Consider the following 19,956-nt stretch of genomic DNA (forward strand, 5'->3'; position numbering starts at 1 on the left):
TCATCAATCACTATTTCAGTTTAAAATTCTTCTCAATCGCTTTAATCATTTCACCTGCTATATCCTTATTGGTGGCACCTTCAATTCCTTCTAATCCGGGAGATGAATTTACTTCTAATAATAATGGTCCTTTAGCTGAACGGATAATATCTACACCTGCCACTTTTAAATCCATTGCTTTCGTAGCTTTTATAGCAATACGTTTTTCCTCGGGGGTTACTTTTATAATCGATGCAGTTCCTCCTAAATGAATATTGGCTCTAAATTCGCCAGGCATAGCTTCACGCTGAATGGCTGCAACTACTTTTCCATCTATCACAAAACAACGAATATCTTTCCCGTTAGCTTCTTTGATGAATTCTTGCACTAATATGTTTGCATTTAAGCTTTTAAAAGCATTAATAACGCTTTCCGCGGCTTTTTTTGTTTCGGCTAAAACAACTCCTTTTCCTTGCGTTCCTTCGAGTAATTTTACAATTAAAGGAGATCCGCCTACCATTTTTATCAAATCATCGGTATCCAATGGAGAATTTGCAAATCCTGTGGTAGGGATGTCGATTCCGCTATGCAAAAGCAATTGTAATGAATATAGTTTGTCTCTAGATTGTGTTATTGAGGTGGATGAATTTAAACAAAATACATTTAGTGCTTCAAATTGTCTGGTCAAAGCGCAACCGTAAAAAGTGATGCTAGGTCTTATTCTTGGTATAATAGCGTCAAATTGATTTAGTATTTTGCCCCCACGATAATGAATTTCTGGGGTCTTTGCATCCAATTTCATATAACATTCCTTGATGTTTAGGAAGTGCATTTCGTGACCACGCATTTCGCCAGCTTCCATAATACGCTTGTTGCTGTACAACTCTGGATTACTTGCTAAAAGTCCGATTCGCAGCCCTGAACTCGCTTTCTCAGAATTCTTATACAATTCTTTTAATGTATCCGATGTAGGTTGTCCTAAAAGATATTTTTGTTCTGGATCGACCAGAACTCTTCCGCTCATGGCTTCACGGCCTAATAGCATTCGGAATCCCATAGAATCTCGATTGGTCAATGTCATTTCAATAGGCCATTTTGAATTCCCTATTTGCAGATTTGTTTGAATAACATAGCGCTGTTCTCTAAAACCACTAGAACTTTTAACGATACGTTTATCAACTAAAGGCGCTTCACAATGAATTACCGTTTTTAGATTATTTTGTATCGGGTTGATGTCAAATTTCACCCAGTTGCTTTCATTTTTGATAAATGGAGCAATGTTTATAGCATGTAAAGCGGATGTTTTTGCACCTGAATCTACTCGGGCTTTGATAGTAGGAATCCCTAACTCAGGAAATGAGCACCATTCTTCACTCCCTAGAATAACTTTGTTATCTGACATAAAATAATTTTAATTAACCTTTTTTATAAAGACCAAATGTAAATATTTGTTTTCAAAAAAAGTGTGTTTATTTTAAAGAAAAAACCCGTTATGTTATAAAAACGTAACGGGTTTATTTTACTAGAATTGTTTATGAAATTAAGGATTTGTTGGTTCTCCAGCTTTATGTATCTGCACTGTTAACTCTTGTGAGCCATCTTCGATATCCATGTAAATTTCATCTCCCGAAGTAATTTTCGAAGTGATAATTTCTTCGGCAAGCGCATCTTCTACGTATTTCTGAATGGCTCTTTTTAATGGTCTTGCGCCAAATTGCCTGTCGAAACCTTTCTCAGCAATAAACGCTTTCGCTTTGTCAGAAAGATTCAATTGATAGCCTAATTCAGCAACACGAGCAAATAATTTTTTCAATTCAATTTCGATAATCAAATCAATATCATGTTTTTCTAAAGCATTGAAAACAATTACATCGTCAATTCGGTTAAGGAATTCAGGAGCAAAAGTTTTTTTCAATGCGTTTTCAATGATGCTTTTCGAATTATCATCTGCCTGAGCCACTTTGGCAGCAGTCCCAAAACCCACTCCTTGTCCAAAATCTTTTAATTGTCTGGCTCCAACATTTGAAGTCATAATAATTATCGTGTTTTTGAAGTCAATTTTCCGACCTAAACTGTCAGTCAGATAACCATCATCCAACACTTGTAATAACATATTGAAAACATCAGGATGGGCTTTTTCTATCTCATCCAACAATACTACACAATAGGGTTTTCTTCTGACTTTTTCTGTTAATTGACCACCTTCTTCATATCCTACGTATCCCGGAGGTGCACCGACTAAACGGGAGATTGCAAATTTTTCCATGTATTCACTCATATCGATACGAATCAACGCATCTTCAGAATCGAATAATTCTTTAGCCAAAACTTTAGCTAATTGCGTTTTACCAACACCCGTTTGTCCTAAGAAAATAAAGGAACCAATTGGACGATTCGGATCTTTCAATCCGGCACGATTTCTCTGGATTGAACGAGCAATTTTCATTACAGCTTCTCTTTGACCAATAACCTTACCTTCAATAAGTTCTGGAAGTTTAGCTAATTTATTGCTTTCAGTCTGTGCGATACGATTTACGGGTATTCCACTCATCATAGAAACGACATCAGCGACATTGTCTTCCGTTACTTCAATTCGGTTATTTTTAGCATCTTCTTCCCATTGTTCCTGAGCAATGGCTAAATCTTTTTCAATGCGCTTTTCATCATCACGAAGTTTAGCGGCCTCTTCGTATTTTTGTTTTTTTACCACAACATTCTTCAGCTCCCGAACATCTTCTAATTGACGTTCTAAATCTAAAATTAGTTTTGGAACTTCAATATTGGTAATATGAACTCTAGAACCTGCTTCGTCTAAAGCATCAATAGCTTTATCTGGTAAGAAACGTTCTGACATGTATCGATCTGTCAATTTCACACAGGCATCGATTGCTTCTTGTGTGTAGGTAACATTATGATGGTCTTCGTATTTATTTTTAATATTATTCAAAATAGTAATCGTTTCTGCAACTGATGTAGGTTCCACAATTATCTTTTGAAAACGTCGTTCTAATGCTCCGTCTTTTTCTATATATTGTCTATATTCGTCCAAAGTTGTAGCGCCAATACATTGAATCTCTCCACGCGCTAACGCTGGTTTGAACATATTTGAAGCATCTAGTGAACCTGTTGCGCCACCCGCTCCAACTATTGTGTGGATTTCATCTATAAAAAGAATAATATCATCATTTTTTTCCAATTCATTCATCACTGCTTTCATGCGCTCTTCAAACTGTCCACGGTACTTTGTTCCAGCCACAAGACTGGCTAAATCCAAAGTGACAACGCGCTTATTAAATAAAGTACGCGATACTTTTTTCTGAATAATGCGCAAGGCCAAGCCTTCGGCAATCGCAGATTTCCCCACACCAGGTTCCCCTATAAGCAATGGGTTGTTCTTTTTACGACGGCTCAAAATTTGAGAAACGCGTTCAATTTCTTTCTCACGTCCGACAACGGGATCAAGTTTTCCTTCTTCAGCCATTTCAGTTAAATCTCTTCCAAAATTATCCAAAACAGGTGTTTTGGATTTTTTGTTCGATTTATTGGATGGATTGTTGAAAGTTCCTTCTTTTAAACTGTCATCTTGTCCTGAATCGTCATTATATGATTCATTTCGCGGTAAATTTTCTATAAAATCTTCTTCGTTTGGAGTCATGTTTAGATACTGTTCTTTAGCTATATCGTAATCAATTTTTAGTTTATTCAATAGCTTGGTTGTTGGATCGTTTTCGTTTCTTAAAATACATAACAATAAATGTGCTGTGCTAATAGACGTACTCTGAAAAACTTTCGCTTCAAGAAACGTTGTTTTTAGGGCTCTTTCTGCTTGTCGTGTCAGGTGTAGATTTTTCTTTTCAACATTTACTTCCAGGCTTGGTGTTGCAGGACTTAAGATTTCCACTTTTCTACGTAAATGATCTAAATCGACAGCAAGGTTGTTTAATATTTGAATAGCCTTTCCGTTACCGTCTCTTAAAATGCCGAGCATTAAGTGTTCCGTTCCTATAAAGTCATGACCTAGCCGCAAAGCTTCTTCTTTGCTGTAAGTAATAACGTCTTTTACTCGTGGTGAAAAATTATCATCCATAATATATATTTGATATCGTAAATTTAGTGAATTAATGATTCGAAAACAAAAACCATTCCCTTATGAAGTCGTGTCAGCTAATAGACAAAAATAATAGTAATAATGGAGTTAAAGTTTACTTAAATTATTAAATAAATCGGCTGTAAAATTTGTTAATAAATCATTGAAATATGTAGTGTCAAATAGGGTAAAAAAAATCAAAAAATCGTATATTGGCACGTTTTGAAACTAATATAATTATTTAATATAACAACTTATGTCTGAAGGAGAAAAGTTAATTCCTATTAACATAGAAGATGAAATGAAAACAGCTTATATCGATTACTCGATGTCAGTTATTGTATCAAGAGCACTTCCAGATGTTAGAGATGGCTTGAAACCAGTACATCGAAGAGTACTATTTGGAATGCATGATTTGGGTGTTAACTCAAGATCAGCCCACAAAAAGTCCGCCAGAATCGTCGGGGAAGTACTGGGTAAATATCACCCTCATGGTGATACCTCTGTTTACGATGCCATGGTTCGTATGGCTCAAGAATGGAGTATGCGTTATTTATTGATTGATGGTCAGGGTAATTTTGGGTCTGTGGATGGCGATAGTCCTGCAGCAATGCGTTATACCGAGGCTAGAATGCGCAAGATTTCGGAAGAAATTTTGGCTGATATTGATAAAGAAACGGTAGATTTTAAATTAAATTTTGATGATACGCTAGAAGAACCAACAGTTATGCCGACTCGTGTTCCTACCTTATTAATAAATGGGGCAACTGGAATTGCAGTAGGAATGGCAACCAATATGCCACCTCATAACTTAACTGAGGTAATCAACGGTACGTTAGCTTTCATGGACAATAGTGATATTGAGATTGACGAACTAATGACACATATTAAAGCCCCAGATTTTCCTACCGGTGGTATTATATATGGATATGAAGGTGTTCGTGAAGCATTTAAAACGGGAAGAGGGCGTATTGTAATGCGTGCTAAAGTTGGTTTTGAAGAAGTCGATGGCCGTGAGTGTATCATTGTTACTGAAATCCCTTATCAAGTCAATAAGGCAGATATGATTAAACGTACTGCTGATTTAGTGAATGATAAAAAAATTGATGGAATTGCAAATATCCGAGATGAATCGGATAGAAACGGAATGCGAATCGTTTATATTTTGAAACGTGATGCGACGCCAAACGTGGTTTTAAATACACTTTATAAGTTTACGCAGTTACAATCTTCGTTTAGCGTAAATAACATTGCCATTGTGAAAGGGCGTCCGCAAATGTTGAATCTGAAAGATTTGATTCATTATTTTATAGAACACCGTCATGATGTGGTAACTCGCAGAACGCAATTTGAATTAAAAAAAGCGGAAGCAAGAGCGCATATTTTAGAAGGTTTGATTATCGCTTCGGATAATATTGATGAAGTAATTGCTTTAATCAAAGCTTCAAAAAGCACTGAAGAGGCGAGAGAAAAATTAATCGAAAGATTCAATTTATCAGATATTCAATCTCGTGCTATCGTAGAAATGCGTTTGCGACAATTAACGGGTCTGGAGCAAGATAAGTTAAGGACAGAATATGATGAAATCACGAAGTTAATTGAGCATTTAAAAGCTTTATTAGCGGATGTAAACTTGAGAATTGCTTTAATCAAAGAAGAGCTTACAGAAATTAGAGATAAATATGGGGACGCTCGACGTTCTCAAATTGAATATTCAGGAGGCGATGTAAGTATTGAGGATTTAATTGCGGATGAAAATGTAGTCATTACTATTTCTCATGCGGGTTACATCAAACGTACCAATCTAACCGAATATAAAACTCAGAATAGAGGAGGAGTTGGACAAAAAAGTGCTGGAACAAGAGATCAGGATTTCTTAGAACACATGTTTGTGGCAACGAATCACCAATATATGATGTTCTTTACCCAAAAAGGAAAATGTTTCTGGATGCGCGTTTATGAAATACCAGAAGGAAGTAAAACGGCTAAAGGAAGAGCGATTCAAAACTTGGTAAATATTGAAAGCGATGACAAAGTAAAAGCATTTATCTGTACTCAGGATCTAAAGGATAAAGAGTACATCAATAGCCATAACCTTATCATGGTTACTAAAAAAGGTCAGGTTAAGAAAACTTCTTTAGAGAAATATTCTAAACCTAGAGTGAATGGTGTTGCTGCAATTACTATTAAAGAAGGGGATGAATTATTAGAAGCAAAATTAACCAATGGTGAAAGTCAAATTATTTTGGCTGTTAAATCTGGTAAATTAGTTCGTTTTGAAGAAACAAAAACCCGTCCAATGGGAAGAACAGCTTCTGGTGTACGTGGAATTACTCTTAAAGATGAAACGGATGAAGTTATTGGCATGGTTACTGTAAATGATATGAGCAGCGAAATTTTAGTTGTTGCCGAAAACGGTTATGGAAAACGTTCAAGTCTAGATGAATACAGAATTACTAATCGTGGTGGTAAAGGAGTGAAGACTTTAAATATCACCGAGAAAACGGGTAAATTGATTTCTATAAATTCAGTTACAGATGCGGATGATTTAATGATCATCAACAAGTCAGGACTGACTATTAGAATGGCTGTTGAAGACTTGAGAGTGATGGGACGTGCAACCCAAGGGGTGAAGTTAATTAACATCAAAGGAAACGATTCAATTGCAGCGGTTACGAAAGTGATGAAAGACGATGTTGCTGAAGTAGTTGTTGACGAAGAAGGGAATGTTATCGAAACAGAAGCTATCGAAAGAGTTAAACCCGTTTTAGAAGTTCTTGAGGACGAAGGTTCAGAAGAGGATGAGGACGAAGATGAATCTGAAGAAGACGAAGCCGATGATGCGACTGAAAGTGACGATGATGACGATGATGAAGCTTAAATAAAAATTTTAAAAAAAAAAATAATTATTAAACAAAAACGGAATATTATGAAAAGTAAATCTGTATTATTAACATCAGTATTATTGCTATCAGTAGCTGCTTTTGCTCAAAAAGATCAAATTAAGGCCGCTGAAAAAGCGTTGAAAGGGGGTAAATCTCAAGAGGCAGTAACCATTCTAATGGAAGCAGAATCATTAATTGCTAACGCTTCAGATGCTGAAAAAGCGCAATTTTACTTTGTAAAAGGAAATTCTTTATTGGATTTAGCCAATAAAAATGTTGATGCTAATACTAATCTTTCGCTTGCTGCAAAAGCATATCAAGATTTGATTGTTGCGGAGAAAACATCTGGCAAAGTAAAATTTTCAACTCAAGCTGCCACTTCAATTACTGATATTAAATTCAAATTGATTAACGGTGCAATTGCTGATTCAAAAATAGATAAGCATGCTGAAAGTGCTAAAAAATTATACGACGCTTATTTGTTAGATAAAAAAGACACCATCAATCTATATTATTCAGCTTCTACTTATGTAAACGCTAAAGATTATGATGCGGCTCTTAAATTGTATGATGATTTGAAAAACTTAAACTATTCTGGAAAAGGAACTAGTTATTTTGCGGTTAATAAATTAACTAGTCAAGAAGACTTTTTTAATACACTTCAAGAAAGAGACAGAATGGTAAAGTTAGGAACGCATGAAAAGCCACGAACTGAAGTTGTTACTTCTAAAAGAGGTGAGATTTATAAAAACATGGCGTTGATTTTAGTTGAAAAAGGTAAAACTGAAGAAGCTAAAAAAGCAATTTCTGAAGCAAGAAAAGCAAATCCTGAAGATACTTCTTTGACACTGACAGAGGCTAATCTTTATTTAGAAACAAAAGATTTTGACATGTATAAAAAATTAATTGCTGAAGTGTTGGAAAAAAATCCAAATGACGCTGATTTGATTTTTAACTTGGGAGTATTAAGTGCAAATGCTAAAAATGTTGCAGATGCCGAAAAATATTACAAAAGAGTTTTAGAAATTGACCCAAAATATATTAATGGGTATATTAATTTAGCTGCTTTAAAATTAGAGGATGAGAAGGTGATCATTGATGAAATGAATAAGTTGGGAACCTCAACTAAAGATATGAAGCGTTATGATGAATTGAAAAAGAAAAGAGAAGCGCTTTTTAAAGCAACAATTCCGTATCTTGAAAAAGCGGTGGAACTAGATCCTAAAAACGCTGATGTTTCCAAAACTCTTTTAGGAGTTTACAGCGCCTTAGAAATGACTGCAGAATACAAAGCATTAAAAGCAAAGATTTAATATTAATTTTTCAAATAAAAAAGTCTGTCTAAATTTAGACAGACTTTTTTTTATGCTATTTTTTTGATAACTCTAAGTTTATGGGTATGCTTGTTTGTCTCGGCATTAAATATTCCTAGATGATCTATACGGTCAATTCGTACTTTTCCACTGGCATGAATAATGTAATTATCGGCCATTATTATTCCTACATGAATAATGTTGCCTTCTTCATTGTCAAAAAAGGCTAAATCTCCAGGTTCACTTTCTTCAATAAAACTTAAAGATTCTCCTTGGGTTGATTGTTGAGATGCATCTCGTAATAATTTGTATCCATTGAGTTTGTAAACCATTTGAGTAAAACCGGAACAATCAACACCAAAAGGAGTTTTTCCTCCCCAAAGGTATGGAGCATTCAAGTACAGAAAGGCAGTAGTTATTAAGCTTTCTTTCGTTTTCTCACCACTGGTTTTAGTTCCTTCAAAAGCAAAATTAGAAGTGTTTATTTCATTGTGATGTATATAAGATAAAGAAGAGCCAAGAGGGATCGGTATCAATAAATTATTTGAGGCGATAATATATTCAATTAAATCAGCATTTAGAATAATGGCTTCGTTGGATAATTGATTAAAACTGGACTCAGAAATCAGTTGTAATTGTTTGGAATCGATCCAACCTTCGTAATCATCATATTGCATTCTTATTCTGGACCACTGTCTCAATTGCTCTAAAATTTCAAAATGTTCACCGAATAAAACTTGAGAAACGATTTCGCTTCTATCACTGGGTTCAACACGAAGAGGGATTATGGCAAGATTACAAATTCCGAACATTTAGGTTCTTTTAGGAGTTAAGAATTAAGAGTTATAGGTTTTTAAAGTCTATAACTCTTAAGATATAATTATTTAAGCTCTTTCAATTACAATTGCTGATGCGCCACCACCACCATTGCAAATTGCAGCGGCACCAATTTTAGCATTGTTTTGTTCTAAAACATTCAATAATGTAACTATAATTCGAGCGCCTGAACAACCCAGAGGATGACCTAAAGATACGGCACCACCATTTACATTTACTTTGCTGTCATTTAAACCTAAAATTTTTGAATTAGCCAAACCTACAACAGCAAATGCTTCATTGAATTCAAAATAATCAACATCACTGATTGTAATTCCGGCTTTTTCTAGTGCCTTAGGAACTGCTTTTGAAGGACTTGTAGTAAACCATTTAGGTTCTTGAGCCGCATCGGCATATCCTTTGATGTAGGCTAAAGGTTTTAGTCCTAAAGCTATTGCTTTTTCCTCACTCATTAAAATTATAGCAGCTGCTCCATCATTTATTGTTGATGCATTTGCTGCAGTTACAGTCCCGTCTTTTGTAAAAACGGCATTTAAAGATGGTATTCTATCTAATTTCACATTGGTGAATTCCTCATCTTTAGAAACAATGATAGGCTCTCCTTTTCTTTGTGGAACAGAAACAGGAATAACTTCATTATCAAATTTTCCTGAATCCCATGCTTTCGCACTACGCTCATACGATTGAATTGCGGAGGCATCTTGATCTTCTCTGGTAAAATTATATTCGGCAGCACATAAGTCAGCACACACTCCCATAGCGTTGTTGTCGTATGCATCAGTAAGTCCGTCCTTCTGCATGCCGTCAATCATGGTTGCAGGGCCAAATTTAGTTCCACTTCTTAAATTCATGTAGTGTGGAATAAGGCTCATGTTTTCCATCCCGCCAGCAACTACAACTTCGGCATCACCGCACTGAATTGCTTGCGCGCCTAACATCACCGCTTTCATTCCTGAAGCGCATACTTTATTTATAGTGCTACAGGCAACTGAATTTGGTAAACCAGCTAATATCGCAGCTTGCCTGGCAGGTGCTTGGCCTACGCCGGCTTGAACTACGTTACCCATGAATACCTCATCAATTAAATTTGGATCTAACTTTATTTTATCTAAAGCGCCTTTGATAGCGATTGCGCCTAATTGTGGAGCAGTAACTGTAGATAATCCCCCCATAAAACTTCCGATAGGTGTCCTAACGGCAGAAACGATAACAACTCTTTTGTTCATGACTTTTTTATAATGTTGGTTTATATAGCAAATTTAATCTTTTTTAAACAATTTCAAATTTTGATTAGCCAATATCTTTTTTTAAATTTATTTTTATTCTATATATTTGACTGTGAAGTGTTTTTGTAAAAACGATAAAAAATATTAAAAAAAAGGTCTTAAATAGTTGTGAGAAACGTAAAGATGTCTTAATTTTGCAACCGCAAAACAGGACACGTTTCTTTGAGCTTGGAGGGGTGCCAGAGTGGTAATGGAGCAGTTTGCTAAACTGTCATCGAGCAATCGGTGCCAGGGTTCGAGTCCCTGTCCCTCCGCTTTATAATTTTCTTTTCGGGGTGTAGCGTAGCTCGGTTATCGCGCCTGCTTTGGGAGCAGGAGGCCGCAGGTTCGAATCCTGCCACCCCGACTAATTTTTACTCTGTTTAATACTACAGAGTTCCTGCTTGCTAAGCAAGAGGTCCCAATAATAAATGGAGGCATAGCTCAGCTGGATAGAGCACCTGCCTTCTAAGCAGGCGGTCGAAGGTTCGAATCCTTCTGCCTTCACTAGGTAACTCACTGATAATCAGTGGGTTACTTTTGTTTTATAGCGTTTTTGTTTTTTATGAAAATGTCATTTGCATAATATTTGCATAATATGCAAGGTGTTAAATAGTAGTCTTTCTTAGATGACTCCCTCCATCAAAATGATTTCAAACAAGCATCCTACTCAGAAATTTTACTGCCATTTTTATTTTTCCCTATAATTTGACGGGGGGCTTACTGCAAATTCCAGTGATATTGACCACCCAATTCCAATTTAAAGTGACCACCTGATTCCAATTCAAAATGACCACCTAATTCCGGAGCAAACTGACCACCTCCATTTTCAATAAAAACTACTTTTTTTCATCTGTTAATTAGTATTCAAATATAGTTAAATATTAGCCTTTGTTTAACCCTCTTTTTTTTCTCATAGATTCTCCATGTAATTCGAGTCGATGGGATTGATGTATGAGTCTATCCAAAATGGCATCGGCAATAGTTTTTTCGCCAATTATATCATACCAACCTTGCACTGGGATTTGTGAGGTTACAATAATGGAACCATTATTATGCCTGTCTTCAATGATCTCCAAAAGGGTAATTCGGTTGTGACTATCCAATGCTTGGAGTCCAAAATCGTCTAGTATAATAACGTCTTGCCTTTCTATTTTAGCCAATTCTCGTAGGTAAGAACCATCTGCTTTGGCCATTTTTAATTTAGCAAATAGCTTAGAGGTATTAAAATAACTCACTTTAAAACCCTGTATACAGGCTTGATAGCCTAATGCAGTACCTAAATAACTTTTGCCTACACCAGTACTTCCAGTGATTAAAATATTTTCGTTTTTTTCTACAAATTCACATTCTGCTAAACGCAGAACCATGTTACGATCTAGATTACGGGTTTGGTCAAAATTGATGTTTTCAATATTTGATTTGTAATGGAATCGGGCATTAGTGATACTGCGAGTAATACGCCGATTGTGCCTTTCATCCCATTCGGCATCAATTAGCATCGATACAAACTGATCGAGTGTGTAATGGTCTGTTTTTCCGCTTTCAATAGCTGTTTTAAAAGCATTGAACATGCCATAAAGCTTCATTTGTTTCATTTTTGTTACTGTGGATTCATTCATGATTACTTGGTTTTTAATTTAATTATAATACTGTTTTCCTCTTATGTTACCGTGAACCGGGAGTTCTTGCTCGGGTTCTTGTTCAAAATCAATATGGTCTAAGTTGTTTTCTAATATATTTTGTATGGTCTTAAAATTGTAAATTTTAAAATCAAGTGCCCGCCTGCAAGCATTTATTAATCGCTGCTTCCCCACCTTTTTCTCGAAGTTTAGTATTCCTAAACAACTTTTATAGGCTTGTTCAGGATGGTTTCTACTTTCAATAATCTGTAAAATATATTCCCCTACAAAGGCATCAATGCTACTTGCCCAATCAATGAAGCGAGCAGCACTCCACTGGGCTACAAATTGATGCGTACTGGCCAAATGTTCTGGAGTTGTATTATAGATGTAAGGCTTGTAATTTCGCGCGTGAACGGCTATTCGGTTGTATTTGTAATAGATCTCTACGGTTGATTTGGTATATAATAGTTTCGCTTTTTTCTTTATATATTGATAGGGAACGCTGTAGTAATTTTTGTCCTGACTCAATTGAACATGTCCATTTTGCATCACTGTTGCAAAGGATTGGTATTTGATTTCAAAGCGTTCTTGTGGTAGTGGACGTAGTTTTTGTTGCTCGTCTTCTAAAAATAATTCTATACGAGAGTAAGGACGTCCTGTGAGTTTTCGGCTATTATGAGCATCCAATAAATCCCATATCTGCTGGTTTAATTCTTCCAGAGAAAAGAATTTGGTTTCTTTTAGATTTACATAAATCCTTCGGTACAATATCTTAACGGCTCCTTCAACCAATGACTTATCTCTTGGTTTATACGCCCTGGCAGGCAAGATTGTGGTTTGGTAATGTTCGGCTAAATCAGCCAAGGTCTCATTAATTGTGGGTTCAAAACGACTGCTTTTTATTACTGCAGATTTTAGATTGTCGGGGAGAATAGCCTCAGGAGTACCTTCGAAAAAGCACATAGCATTTTCTACAGAACTAACAAAATCTTCCTTTTGTTGGCTCATAGAAGCTTCTGCATAGGTGTATTGACTGGCTCCCAATATGGCTACAAAAAACTGTACTTCTTTGATTTCTCCTGTGTCTTTATCAATGATAGAGAGTGTTTTTCCAGCATAATCTACATACATTTTATCACCAGCTTTGTGATTCATATGCATTACCGGATTGACCCGTTTGCCCCATATTTTGTAGTGATGGCTAAATTGTGAACTCTTGTAGCCTTCAGGGTTTAGGGCAATATATTGCTCCCAAAGGTGCTGAATGGTAACGCCCACTTTTTTAAGTTCCCGTTCCATTTTAGGGAAAAAAGCATAAAGAATCTGCATCTTGGGACTTATTGATTCCACGGTAGTATGTGAAAACAAAAGTTCTAGTTCTGCATCTGTCTTTTCATTAAGGACTTCTAAACTTAATCCGAGGACTTCAAATAAAGAAATATACTTCTTTACTGTATTCCTAGAAAGGGATAAGTAGCTACTTATGAATAACTTACTCTTGCCGTTACAATAGAATTTAATTACTTTTCTAATTTTACTCATGTCTGTTAATTTGTTTGCCATAATCCGTATTTTTTTAACGAATGTATGGTGCTAACAACATGAAAAAGTAAGTAGTTTTTAATGCTCAATTTTACCCCAAAATTAGGTGGTCATTTTGAACTGGAATAGGGTGGTCAGTTTACTCCGGAACTGGTGGTTAATTTGCACTGGAATTGGGTGGTCAATTTGACCGGTTTTTCCAACAAGGGTAAAGATTATACGTCCATTAAGCTGATTTATATAACTTTCAATAATTACATAATTTTACCTCTTACTACTAGTCTGACTATTTAACCGCTCAATCGCTGACCATAGAACTCCCGCTGAGCCCCTAAATTGACCAGAGCCCATAGGTTCTCCTGCAGGTGTCCACCATTCGTAGAATCCTTTGTGTAGTAGCACTCTGTCTAGCATAGGAGAAAGTGCTTCATATGCTTCATCATATAAACCATAGTGTATTAATTGTTGTACCATTCTGCCACCAAACCAAGTCCAATCTCCTCCATTTTGATAGCCATATTCACTCATTCCTATGTTTTTAAAAAAACCATTTGGATAAACGGGATAAAGAGTGAGCCCTATAGTCTGCGCTCCTGCTGCTTTCACATTCGCTTTCATTTTTTCGTAAGCTTGTTTTACTTGTTTTTTATTCAGTAAACCCGCCTCAATTGCAATAGCGGTACCACCATGATAGTAGATTTTATTTTCATCAAAATCTTTAGGGAAGGGCGAGTCCTTGAGATAAATATGAGTCCTGTATTTATTATTTTTTTGGTCCCAAAGGTGTTTTTTAGTATTGCTTACAATTTTTTCTTTGATTTGTTGCCAAGGTTTCTTTTGATTGTCAAGGGCTAATAAATCAATATAATTGTTTAGCGCAATAACAAACATGGCATTGTCATAAATGTCAATTGCAAAATGACTGGAGCTGTCGATGATTACGCCCCAATCATGCTCCGGTTGTACGTCACCCCAATCGGCTGTGGTAGCACCCCAAAGTAGGCCGTATTTTTCATCAAAACGATGTTCCAGTAAAAAGTTTAATGCTTTTCCCATCCGTTCTTCCACAGTGATGTTGTCAATTTGTACTTTTAGAATAGAGCGGTCGCCAGTAGCTTTTACATATTTATATAAAGCTTGAACTAGAGAAGTTTCCTGATCTGTTTCCACAGTGTTTTTGTGGGCAGCAAATCCCGGAACGAGTTTGCTGTAATAAAAGACACCATCACTATTGGCATTTTTAATTTCAGTATATCCATCCATGATATTACCATCTTTTCCCTGGAATTTAAAAAAGTTAAGCAGGGCCTCTTTCAGTTTTTCATTATCGGCTACTTTTGTTGCGAGTTCCGTAAAAGTATTTAAATCCCGAATCCATACTTCGGAATATCCATCTCCTGCATTAAAACCAGAAGAAACGAGCTTTAGGGCCTCTTCAGCTACTGTTTTCAAACGGGTGTCTGTTTTGATTTCATGAGCCAATTCGGGCTTCATAAGCACTTTTTGTCCAGTTGCAGAGGAGGAAAAAAAGAGTATATTTGTGAGGATTAAAAAAGAAAAATATGTTTTCATAATCGTTTTCTTTATTGAATTGGTTTATTAGACATGTCTAGTAGCAGCGTACCGCCTTTAGTTATTTCAGAAAAGGGGATAGAGGTATTGAGTTGGTTCTTGCCGTTAAATTTTATGTTTTTCAGGTAGAAATTATTTTTACTGTTATTTCGGGTTTCAATACTGAATTGTTTCCCTTTGTAATAGTTCTGATTCAAGTTGATTGTTACCTTATCAAATAGGGGACTTCCAATTTGGAACTCTGGATTTTTTTTTGTTAAACCGCCTACATCAAACAAACCGATAGCAGCCATGACATACCAAGCTCCTAATTGACCCTGATCTTCATCCTGACCATAACCGTAACCATGAATTCCTTCCGTACCATAAAATTCGTCACAAATAGCACGAGTCCATTTTTGGGTAAGATAGGGCTTGTCAGAAAAATTAAACAGCCATGAAATGTGAAGATTAGGTTGATTTCCATGATTGTACAGTGTTTTTATACCTGCAAAAGCATCAATTTCTTTACCGCCCCCAAATACTGTTTTGCGCGAAAGAGTAAAAATGCTGTCCAATCTATTATTGAAGGTTTCTTTTCCAATTTTAGCAATTAAACGTTCCGGATTGTGCGGTACATAGAAGGTATATTGGATTGCGTTTCCCTCTTGAAAACCAATCCAAGGCGCATAAGGATCGAAAGGATCTATGAATTTACCCTGATTGTTTTTAGGACGAATTAGCTGCGTTTTTGGATCATAAAGATTTTCCCATGATTTAGATTGTTTCATCAATTTTTCATAATCTTCTTTTTTACCAAGTTGTTTTGCCATTTGGGCTACAGCAAAGGAACTAAAAGCATATTCTAAAGTGTGAGAGGCACTAAATCCGGAGCCTTCGGCATCACTTTTACCGAAAGGTTTCGTAAAATTGATGAAGCCTGTTTTTACAAAAGGTTTGAGGTCCATTTTGCCGGCTCCTTCTGGACGATTGTCCCAAGTGATTTCATTTTTGAGTGCCGCTTCATAGGCCAGATCAATATCAAAATCTCGTATGCCGCAGGAATAAGCGGATGCTATAATTAAGCTGACAAAATTGGTGCCAACTCCAGAGACATAGCGGCTGTTTGCTATTCCATCTCCAAGCCAGCCCGTTTCCTTATAAACGAGTAGTTGACTTTTTATAAAATCAGAATAATATTCCGGATAGCCTAAAGCCCATAGTTGCGTGAGATTCCAAAAAGCACCCCAAACAGCGTCAGTATTGTAATGATTATGTAGAGGAACCCCATTATTATTCAGAGTAATTTGTCCAACACTTCCATTATTTTTAGGATATTGACCATTTACATCACTAGCAAGGCCTCTTCCCAAAAGAGCATGATACAGGCCTGTGTAAAATTTTATTTTCGACTTTTCGTCTTTGCTTTCAACGGCAATGCGTCCTAATTGATTATTCCATGTTTCTGTTGCCAATTGTTTGGCCTTCTCAAAGTTTAAATCAGCCGCTTCCGTTGCTAAATTGAGTCTAGCATTTTCAATTGAAGTGTAGGATAATCCCATTTTGACTTCAATTTTTTCGTTTTTTTCGGTATCAAAAACCAGATAAATTCCGGCTCCAACGCCTTCTATGCTTTGGGCATTAGCAAAAACAGTATTGTTTCGAAAAGTACCCCATGATTCAGGGTTTTTGCTAATTATAGCAGAAAAAAACATGCTTACAGTGGCCCCTGGCTGATACACTTTGACATATTCAGGCTCGGTAATTACATATCCTTCTATTTTATTATTATCGACTCGCGTTACAAAAGCTTTTTTTATCTTACCACTTTCCCCTTGCTGATTTCCAATATCAAAAATTAGATTCGATTGCTTACTTTTTGGAAATGTGTATTTTTGAAATGCCACCCGATTTGTTGCTGTCAATTCTGCTTTTACATTATAATCTTTAAGCAAAACAGAATAGTATCCTGCGGTAGCAAATTCCTCTGATTTATCGAATCGGGATCGATATCCTTCATCCGGATTTTCGAGTTTACCCGGAATGGTTTGAATAGCACCAACCGTTGCTGCAGTAACAATACCTCCAATTTGAAATTCATGGAAAGCGGCAAAACCTTCGATTGAAGCATGGCGGTAATCATATCCAACAGCCTCCCAACCGGAAGCATTGCCATAATGCCCATTTGTGGAGGGGCCTAATTTTGCCATTCCAAAAGGCAGCGCAGCAGGAGTATAGAAAAACCAACGAGAATGAGCGGTACCAATATTAGGTTTTACGTAATTGATCCATTGTGTTGAGTCATTTGAAGTTTTTATGTGACTATTTATTTTGGTTTGCGCTACTGAATTTAGGTTTATAGCGATCCCAATTATAATACATGCAATTATTTTTTTTTTCATGATTCGCATTTTTTAGATTCCAGAAAAGAAAAAAGAAATTCCTTAGATTTAGATTATCAAAACTTTAAAAGGAAAGTAGTAGGAAGGTTATGCACAGATATGATAGCTTATCAAATCGATAAAATCTGATTCCAATGTGAAATAGTATTTACTATTAGAACATCAGAATCAAAATTTTAACTTTGTAATTTATTAATAGACAATTGATTTAGGACGATCTTCTTGTTTTTTTCCAAATACAAGATTTGGTTTTGCTCCCATTACAAACTTAAGTTCTCCTCCTTTTATAATTTCCTTGTGAGTGATAAACGATTTTGAATGTTTTTGTCCATTTAAAGTAACCGATTGAATGTAGATATTTTTGGAACTATTGTTTTCTGTTTCGATTTTAAAGTTTTTATTGCCCGGTAAAGCAATTGTTACTTCATCAAAAAAAGGTCTGCCAAATACATACATTCCATTGGATGAATTTACGGGATAAAATCCCATAGAAGAAAAAACGTACCAGGCTGACATTTGACCACAATCTTCATTTCCACTCAAACCATCGGGTTTGTCGGTATAAAGATCATTTAAAATATAGTCTACTTTATCAGCGGTTTTGTATTGCTCTCCTGCATATGCATACATATAAGTAGTATGATGACTCGGTTCGTTGCCATGTGCATATTGCCCAATCAATCCAGAAATATCCATTGAAGCTCCTTCGTCTAGTTTTGATGAACGACTAAAAAGTTCATCCAGTTTTGCAACAAAAGGTTTATCACCACCAAGAAGTGCTATTAAACCTTCAGGATCCTGAGGGGCCATCCATAAATATTGCCAAGCATTTCCTTCGCAATAATCATTAATCCTGTGTTGTGCCGAAACGGGATCAAACGGAGTTCTCCAGCTGCCATCTAATAATTTTCCTCGCATGAATCTTGTTTCAGGATCGAAGTATTTTTTATAGGCTTTCGCTCTTTCAGCAAAGTATTTAGCATCTTCTTTTTTGCCTAATTTTTCCGCTAATTTAGAAATAGCCCAGTCACTAATGGCATATTCCATAGCGCTGGCCACTGATTCAGGACCATGGTCAGCGGGTATGTAACCGTATTTCATCATATCTTTCACCCCTGGCTCAAAATCACCAGTGGCAGTAGTTTTTACGGCAAGATAGGCTTCTTCTAAATTAATTCCTTCGAATCCTTTAAGACAGGCATCGACAATTACGGGAATAGCACTATAACCGGGCATAGTATTAGTTTCATTCCCTCTTAAATGCCATACTGGTAGTTTTCCTTGTTGTTTAAAAATCAGAAGCATGGAATTGATCATATCACTTACTCGATTGGGTTGGGTAATTGTGAAAAGGGGATGTGCTGCCCGATAGGTATCCCAAAGCGAAAATAAAGTGTAGTTGTTAAATCCAGGATCCGGATATACTTTTTTATCTGTTCCTCTATATTCACCATTTGCATCGTTATAGACATTGGGAGCAATCATGGTGTGGTATAAAGCGGTATAAAATATTCTTTTTTTAGTTTCATCCTTCGTTTTGATAGTTACTTTTGAAAGCTCTTTATTCCATTTTGCATCGGCGTCGGCCACTACTTTGTCAAAATCCCAGTTTGGAATTTCAGCTCGAATATTAGCTGAGGCATTTTTCATGCTTACTGGTGAAACTCCCATTTTTAGATACAGAATTTCCTTTTCAGTGGTCGAAAATTCCAAGAACCCTTTGATAAATTTTCCTGTAGCTTCGTTACCTTCTACCTTGGTGTTTTCATTATAGATCACAAAATTATTTACCGGTTTTGAGAGTATTAAGGAGAAATATTCTCTTTCATCTTCAGCCCATCCTTTTGAATAGCGATAGCCCTCAAAAGTAGTGTCATTAATTTGACGCATGAAGGTTTCTACAGCAACATCTGAGTTTCCTTCGCTTAAATCGACAATTACTCTGGATTCTTTATTTTCAGGAAAAGTATATTTGTGAATGCCTACGCGTTCTGTAGCAGAGAGTTCCACTTTAATATTATAATCCTCTAATTTTACCGTATAATAGCCCGGTTTTACGGCTTCTGTTTTTTTATTGTAAAAAGAGGCATAACCTTCTTTTGGTCGGTCTTGATTTCCGGACCAAACTTTTCGAACTCCAACAGTTGGCAAAACCGAAAGTTCCCCTAAATCAGAAATTCCTGTCCCACTTAAATTTAGATGGGTAAAACCTTTTACAATACTATCTGAATAATGATAGGAGGAAGACCAGTCCCAGCCTTTATAAAAATTACTGGGACCCAACTGGATCCCGCCAAAAGGAACACTGGCACCGACAAAAACATGGCCATGTCCTCCTGAACCAATGAAAGGATCTACAAATTGTGTCAGGTTATCAATCTTTTTTTCTGAATCTTTTTGACAGGAACCAAAAGCTAATCCCAGGAAAAAAAGTAATAAACCTTTTTTTGCGAAATAATTCATATGTTTA

General features: G+C 36.2%; 11 protein-coding genes and 3 tRNA genes. 5 read left to right on the top strand and 9 right to left on the bottom strand.

Annotation, left to right across the window (positions count from 1 at the left end; translation table 11 throughout):
- Positions 1–10: 10 nt before the first annotated feature.
- Entirely contained in the window at positions 11–1,381 is a 1,371-nt protein-coding gene (rimK, locus tag ACNQGJ_RS09430; RefSeq protein ID WP_417972450.1) for a 30S ribosomal protein S6--L-glutamate ligase, read from the bottom strand.
- Positions 1,382–1,519: 138 nt separating this feature from the next.
- Positions 1,520–4,066: an ATP-dependent Clp protease ATP-binding subunit gene (locus ACNQGJ_RS09435; protein ID WP_417972449.1), complete on the bottom strand. Its 2,547-nt coding sequence runs from the start codon at positions 4,064–4,066 to the stop codon at positions 1,520–1,522.
- A 256-nt stretch (positions 4,067–4,322) separates the two neighbouring features.
- Here ACNQGJ_RS09435 and gyrA point away from each other — a divergent pair, with 256 nt between their 5' ends.
- Entirely contained in the window at positions 4,323–6,947 is a 2,625-nt protein-coding gene (gyrA, locus tag ACNQGJ_RS09440; protein ID WP_417972448.1) for a DNA gyrase subunit A, read from the top strand.
- Between the two features lie 48 nt (positions 6,948–6,995).
- Positions 6,996–8,264 (top strand): tetratricopeptide repeat protein, encoded by a 1,269-nt coding sequence (locus ACNQGJ_RS09445; RefSeq protein WP_417972447.1) that lies wholly within the window; start codon positions 6,996–6,998, stop codon positions 8,262–8,264.
- 50 nt (positions 8,265–8,314) lie between these two features.
- Here the strand turns inward: ACNQGJ_RS09445 and ACNQGJ_RS09450 are convergent, their stop codons facing one another.
- Positions 8,315–9,076, bottom strand: a complete 762-nt coding sequence (locus ACNQGJ_RS09450; protein WP_417972446.1) for a C40 family peptidase — start codon at positions 9,074–9,076, stop codon at positions 8,315–8,317.
- A 72-nt stretch (positions 9,077–9,148) separates the two neighbouring features.
- Positions 9,149–10,327, bottom strand: a complete 1,179-nt coding sequence (locus ACNQGJ_RS09455) for an acetyl-CoA C-acyltransferase (RefSeq protein ID WP_417972445.1) — start codon at positions 10,325–10,327, stop codon at positions 9,149–9,151.
- 230 nt (positions 10,328–10,557) lie between these two features.
- Here ACNQGJ_RS09455 and ACNQGJ_RS09460 point away from each other — a divergent pair.
- From ACNQGJ_RS09460 to ACNQGJ_RS09470, 3 genes are all read left to right on the top strand, one after another.
- A tRNA-Ser gene (locus ACNQGJ_RS09460) sits at positions 10,558–10,641 on the top strand.
- A gap of 17 nt (positions 10,642–10,658) precedes the next feature.
- Positions 10,659–10,733 (top strand) — tRNA-Pro (locus ACNQGJ_RS09465).
- 66 nt (positions 10,734–10,799) lie between these two features.
- A tRNA-Arg gene (locus ACNQGJ_RS09470) sits at positions 10,800–10,873 on the top strand.
- 377 nt (positions 10,874–11,250) lie between these two features.
- Here ACNQGJ_RS09470 and istB read toward each other — a convergent pair.
- The 5 genes from istB to ACNQGJ_RS09495 form a co-directional block, all read right to left on the bottom strand.
- Positions 11,251–11,988, bottom strand: a complete 738-nt coding sequence (istB, locus tag ACNQGJ_RS09475; RefSeq protein ID WP_417972444.1) for an IS21-like element helper ATPase IstB — start codon at positions 11,986–11,988, stop codon at positions 11,251–11,253.
- An 18-nt stretch (positions 11,989–12,006) separates the two neighbouring features.
- On the bottom strand, positions 12,007–13,554 hold the full coding sequence (gene istA / locus ACNQGJ_RS09480; protein ID WP_417972443.1) for an IS21 family transposase: 1,548 nt from the start codon (positions 13,552–13,554) through the stop codon (positions 12,007–12,009).
- A gap of 243 nt (positions 13,555–13,797) precedes the next feature.
- Positions 13,798–15,105, bottom strand: coding sequence for a glucosidase family protein (locus ACNQGJ_RS09485; protein ID WP_417972442.1), 1,308 nt, complete (start codon positions 15,103–15,105; stop codon positions 13,798–13,800).
- An 11-nt stretch (positions 15,106–15,116) separates the two neighbouring features.
- On the bottom strand, positions 15,117–17,486 hold the full coding sequence (locus tag ACNQGJ_RS09490; RefSeq protein WP_417972441.1) for a GH92 family glycosyl hydrolase: 2,370 nt from the start codon (positions 17,484–17,486) through the stop codon (positions 15,117–15,119).
- Positions 17,487–17,678: 192 nt separating this feature from the next.
- On the bottom strand, positions 17,679–19,949 hold the full coding sequence (locus ACNQGJ_RS09495; RefSeq protein ID WP_417972440.1) for a GH92 family glycosyl hydrolase: 2,271 nt from the start codon (positions 19,947–19,949) through the stop codon (positions 17,679–17,681).
- Positions 19,950–19,956 lie beyond the last annotated feature (7 nt).

Origin of the sequence: Flavobacterium cryophilum, from assembly GCF_048286555.1 — a bacterium.
Lineage (GTDB): Bacteria > Bacteroidota > Bacteroidia > Flavobacteriales > Flavobacteriaceae > Flavobacterium.

Excerpts from the sequence above, each read along its gene's own strand:
- rimK (WP_417972450.1), bottom strand. The coding sequence starts at position 1,381 with ATGTCAGATAACAAAGTTATTCTAGGGAGTGAAGAATGGTGCTCATTT.
- ACNQGJ_RS09435 (WP_417972449.1), bottom strand. The coding sequence starts at position 4,066 with ATGGATGATAATTTTTCACCACGAGTAAAAGACGTTATTACTTACAGC.
- gyrA (WP_417972448.1), top strand. The coding sequence starts at position 4,323 with ATGTCTGAAGGAGAAAAGTTAATTCCTATTAACATAGAAGATGAAATG.
- ACNQGJ_RS09445 (WP_417972447.1), top strand. The coding sequence starts at position 6,996 with ATGAAAAGTAAATCTGTATTATTAACATCAGTATTATTGCTATCAGTA.
- ACNQGJ_RS09450 (WP_417972446.1), bottom strand. The coding sequence starts at position 9,076 with ATGTTCGGAATTTGTAATCTTGCCATAATCCCTCTTCGTGTTGAACCC.
- ACNQGJ_RS09455 (WP_417972445.1), bottom strand. The coding sequence starts at position 10,327 with ATGAACAAAAGAGTTGTTATCGTTTCTGCCGTTAGGACACCTATCGGA.
- istB (WP_417972444.1), bottom strand. The coding sequence starts at position 11,988 with ATGAATGAATCCACAGTAACAAAAATGAAACAAATGAAGCTTTATGGC.
- istA (WP_417972443.1), bottom strand. The coding sequence starts at position 13,554 with ATGGCAAACAAATTAACAGACATGAGTAAAATTAGAAAAGTAATTAAA.
- ACNQGJ_RS09485 (WP_417972442.1), bottom strand. The coding sequence starts at position 15,105 with ATGAAAACATATTTTTCTTTTTTAATCCTCACAAATATACTCTTTTTT.
- ACNQGJ_RS09490 (WP_417972441.1), bottom strand. The coding sequence starts at position 17,486 with ATGAAAAAAAAAATAATTGCATGTATTATAATTGGGATCGCTATAAAC.
- ACNQGJ_RS09495 (WP_417972440.1), bottom strand. The coding sequence starts at position 19,949 with ATGAATTATTTCGCAAAAAAAGGTTTATTACTTTTTTTCCTGGGATTA.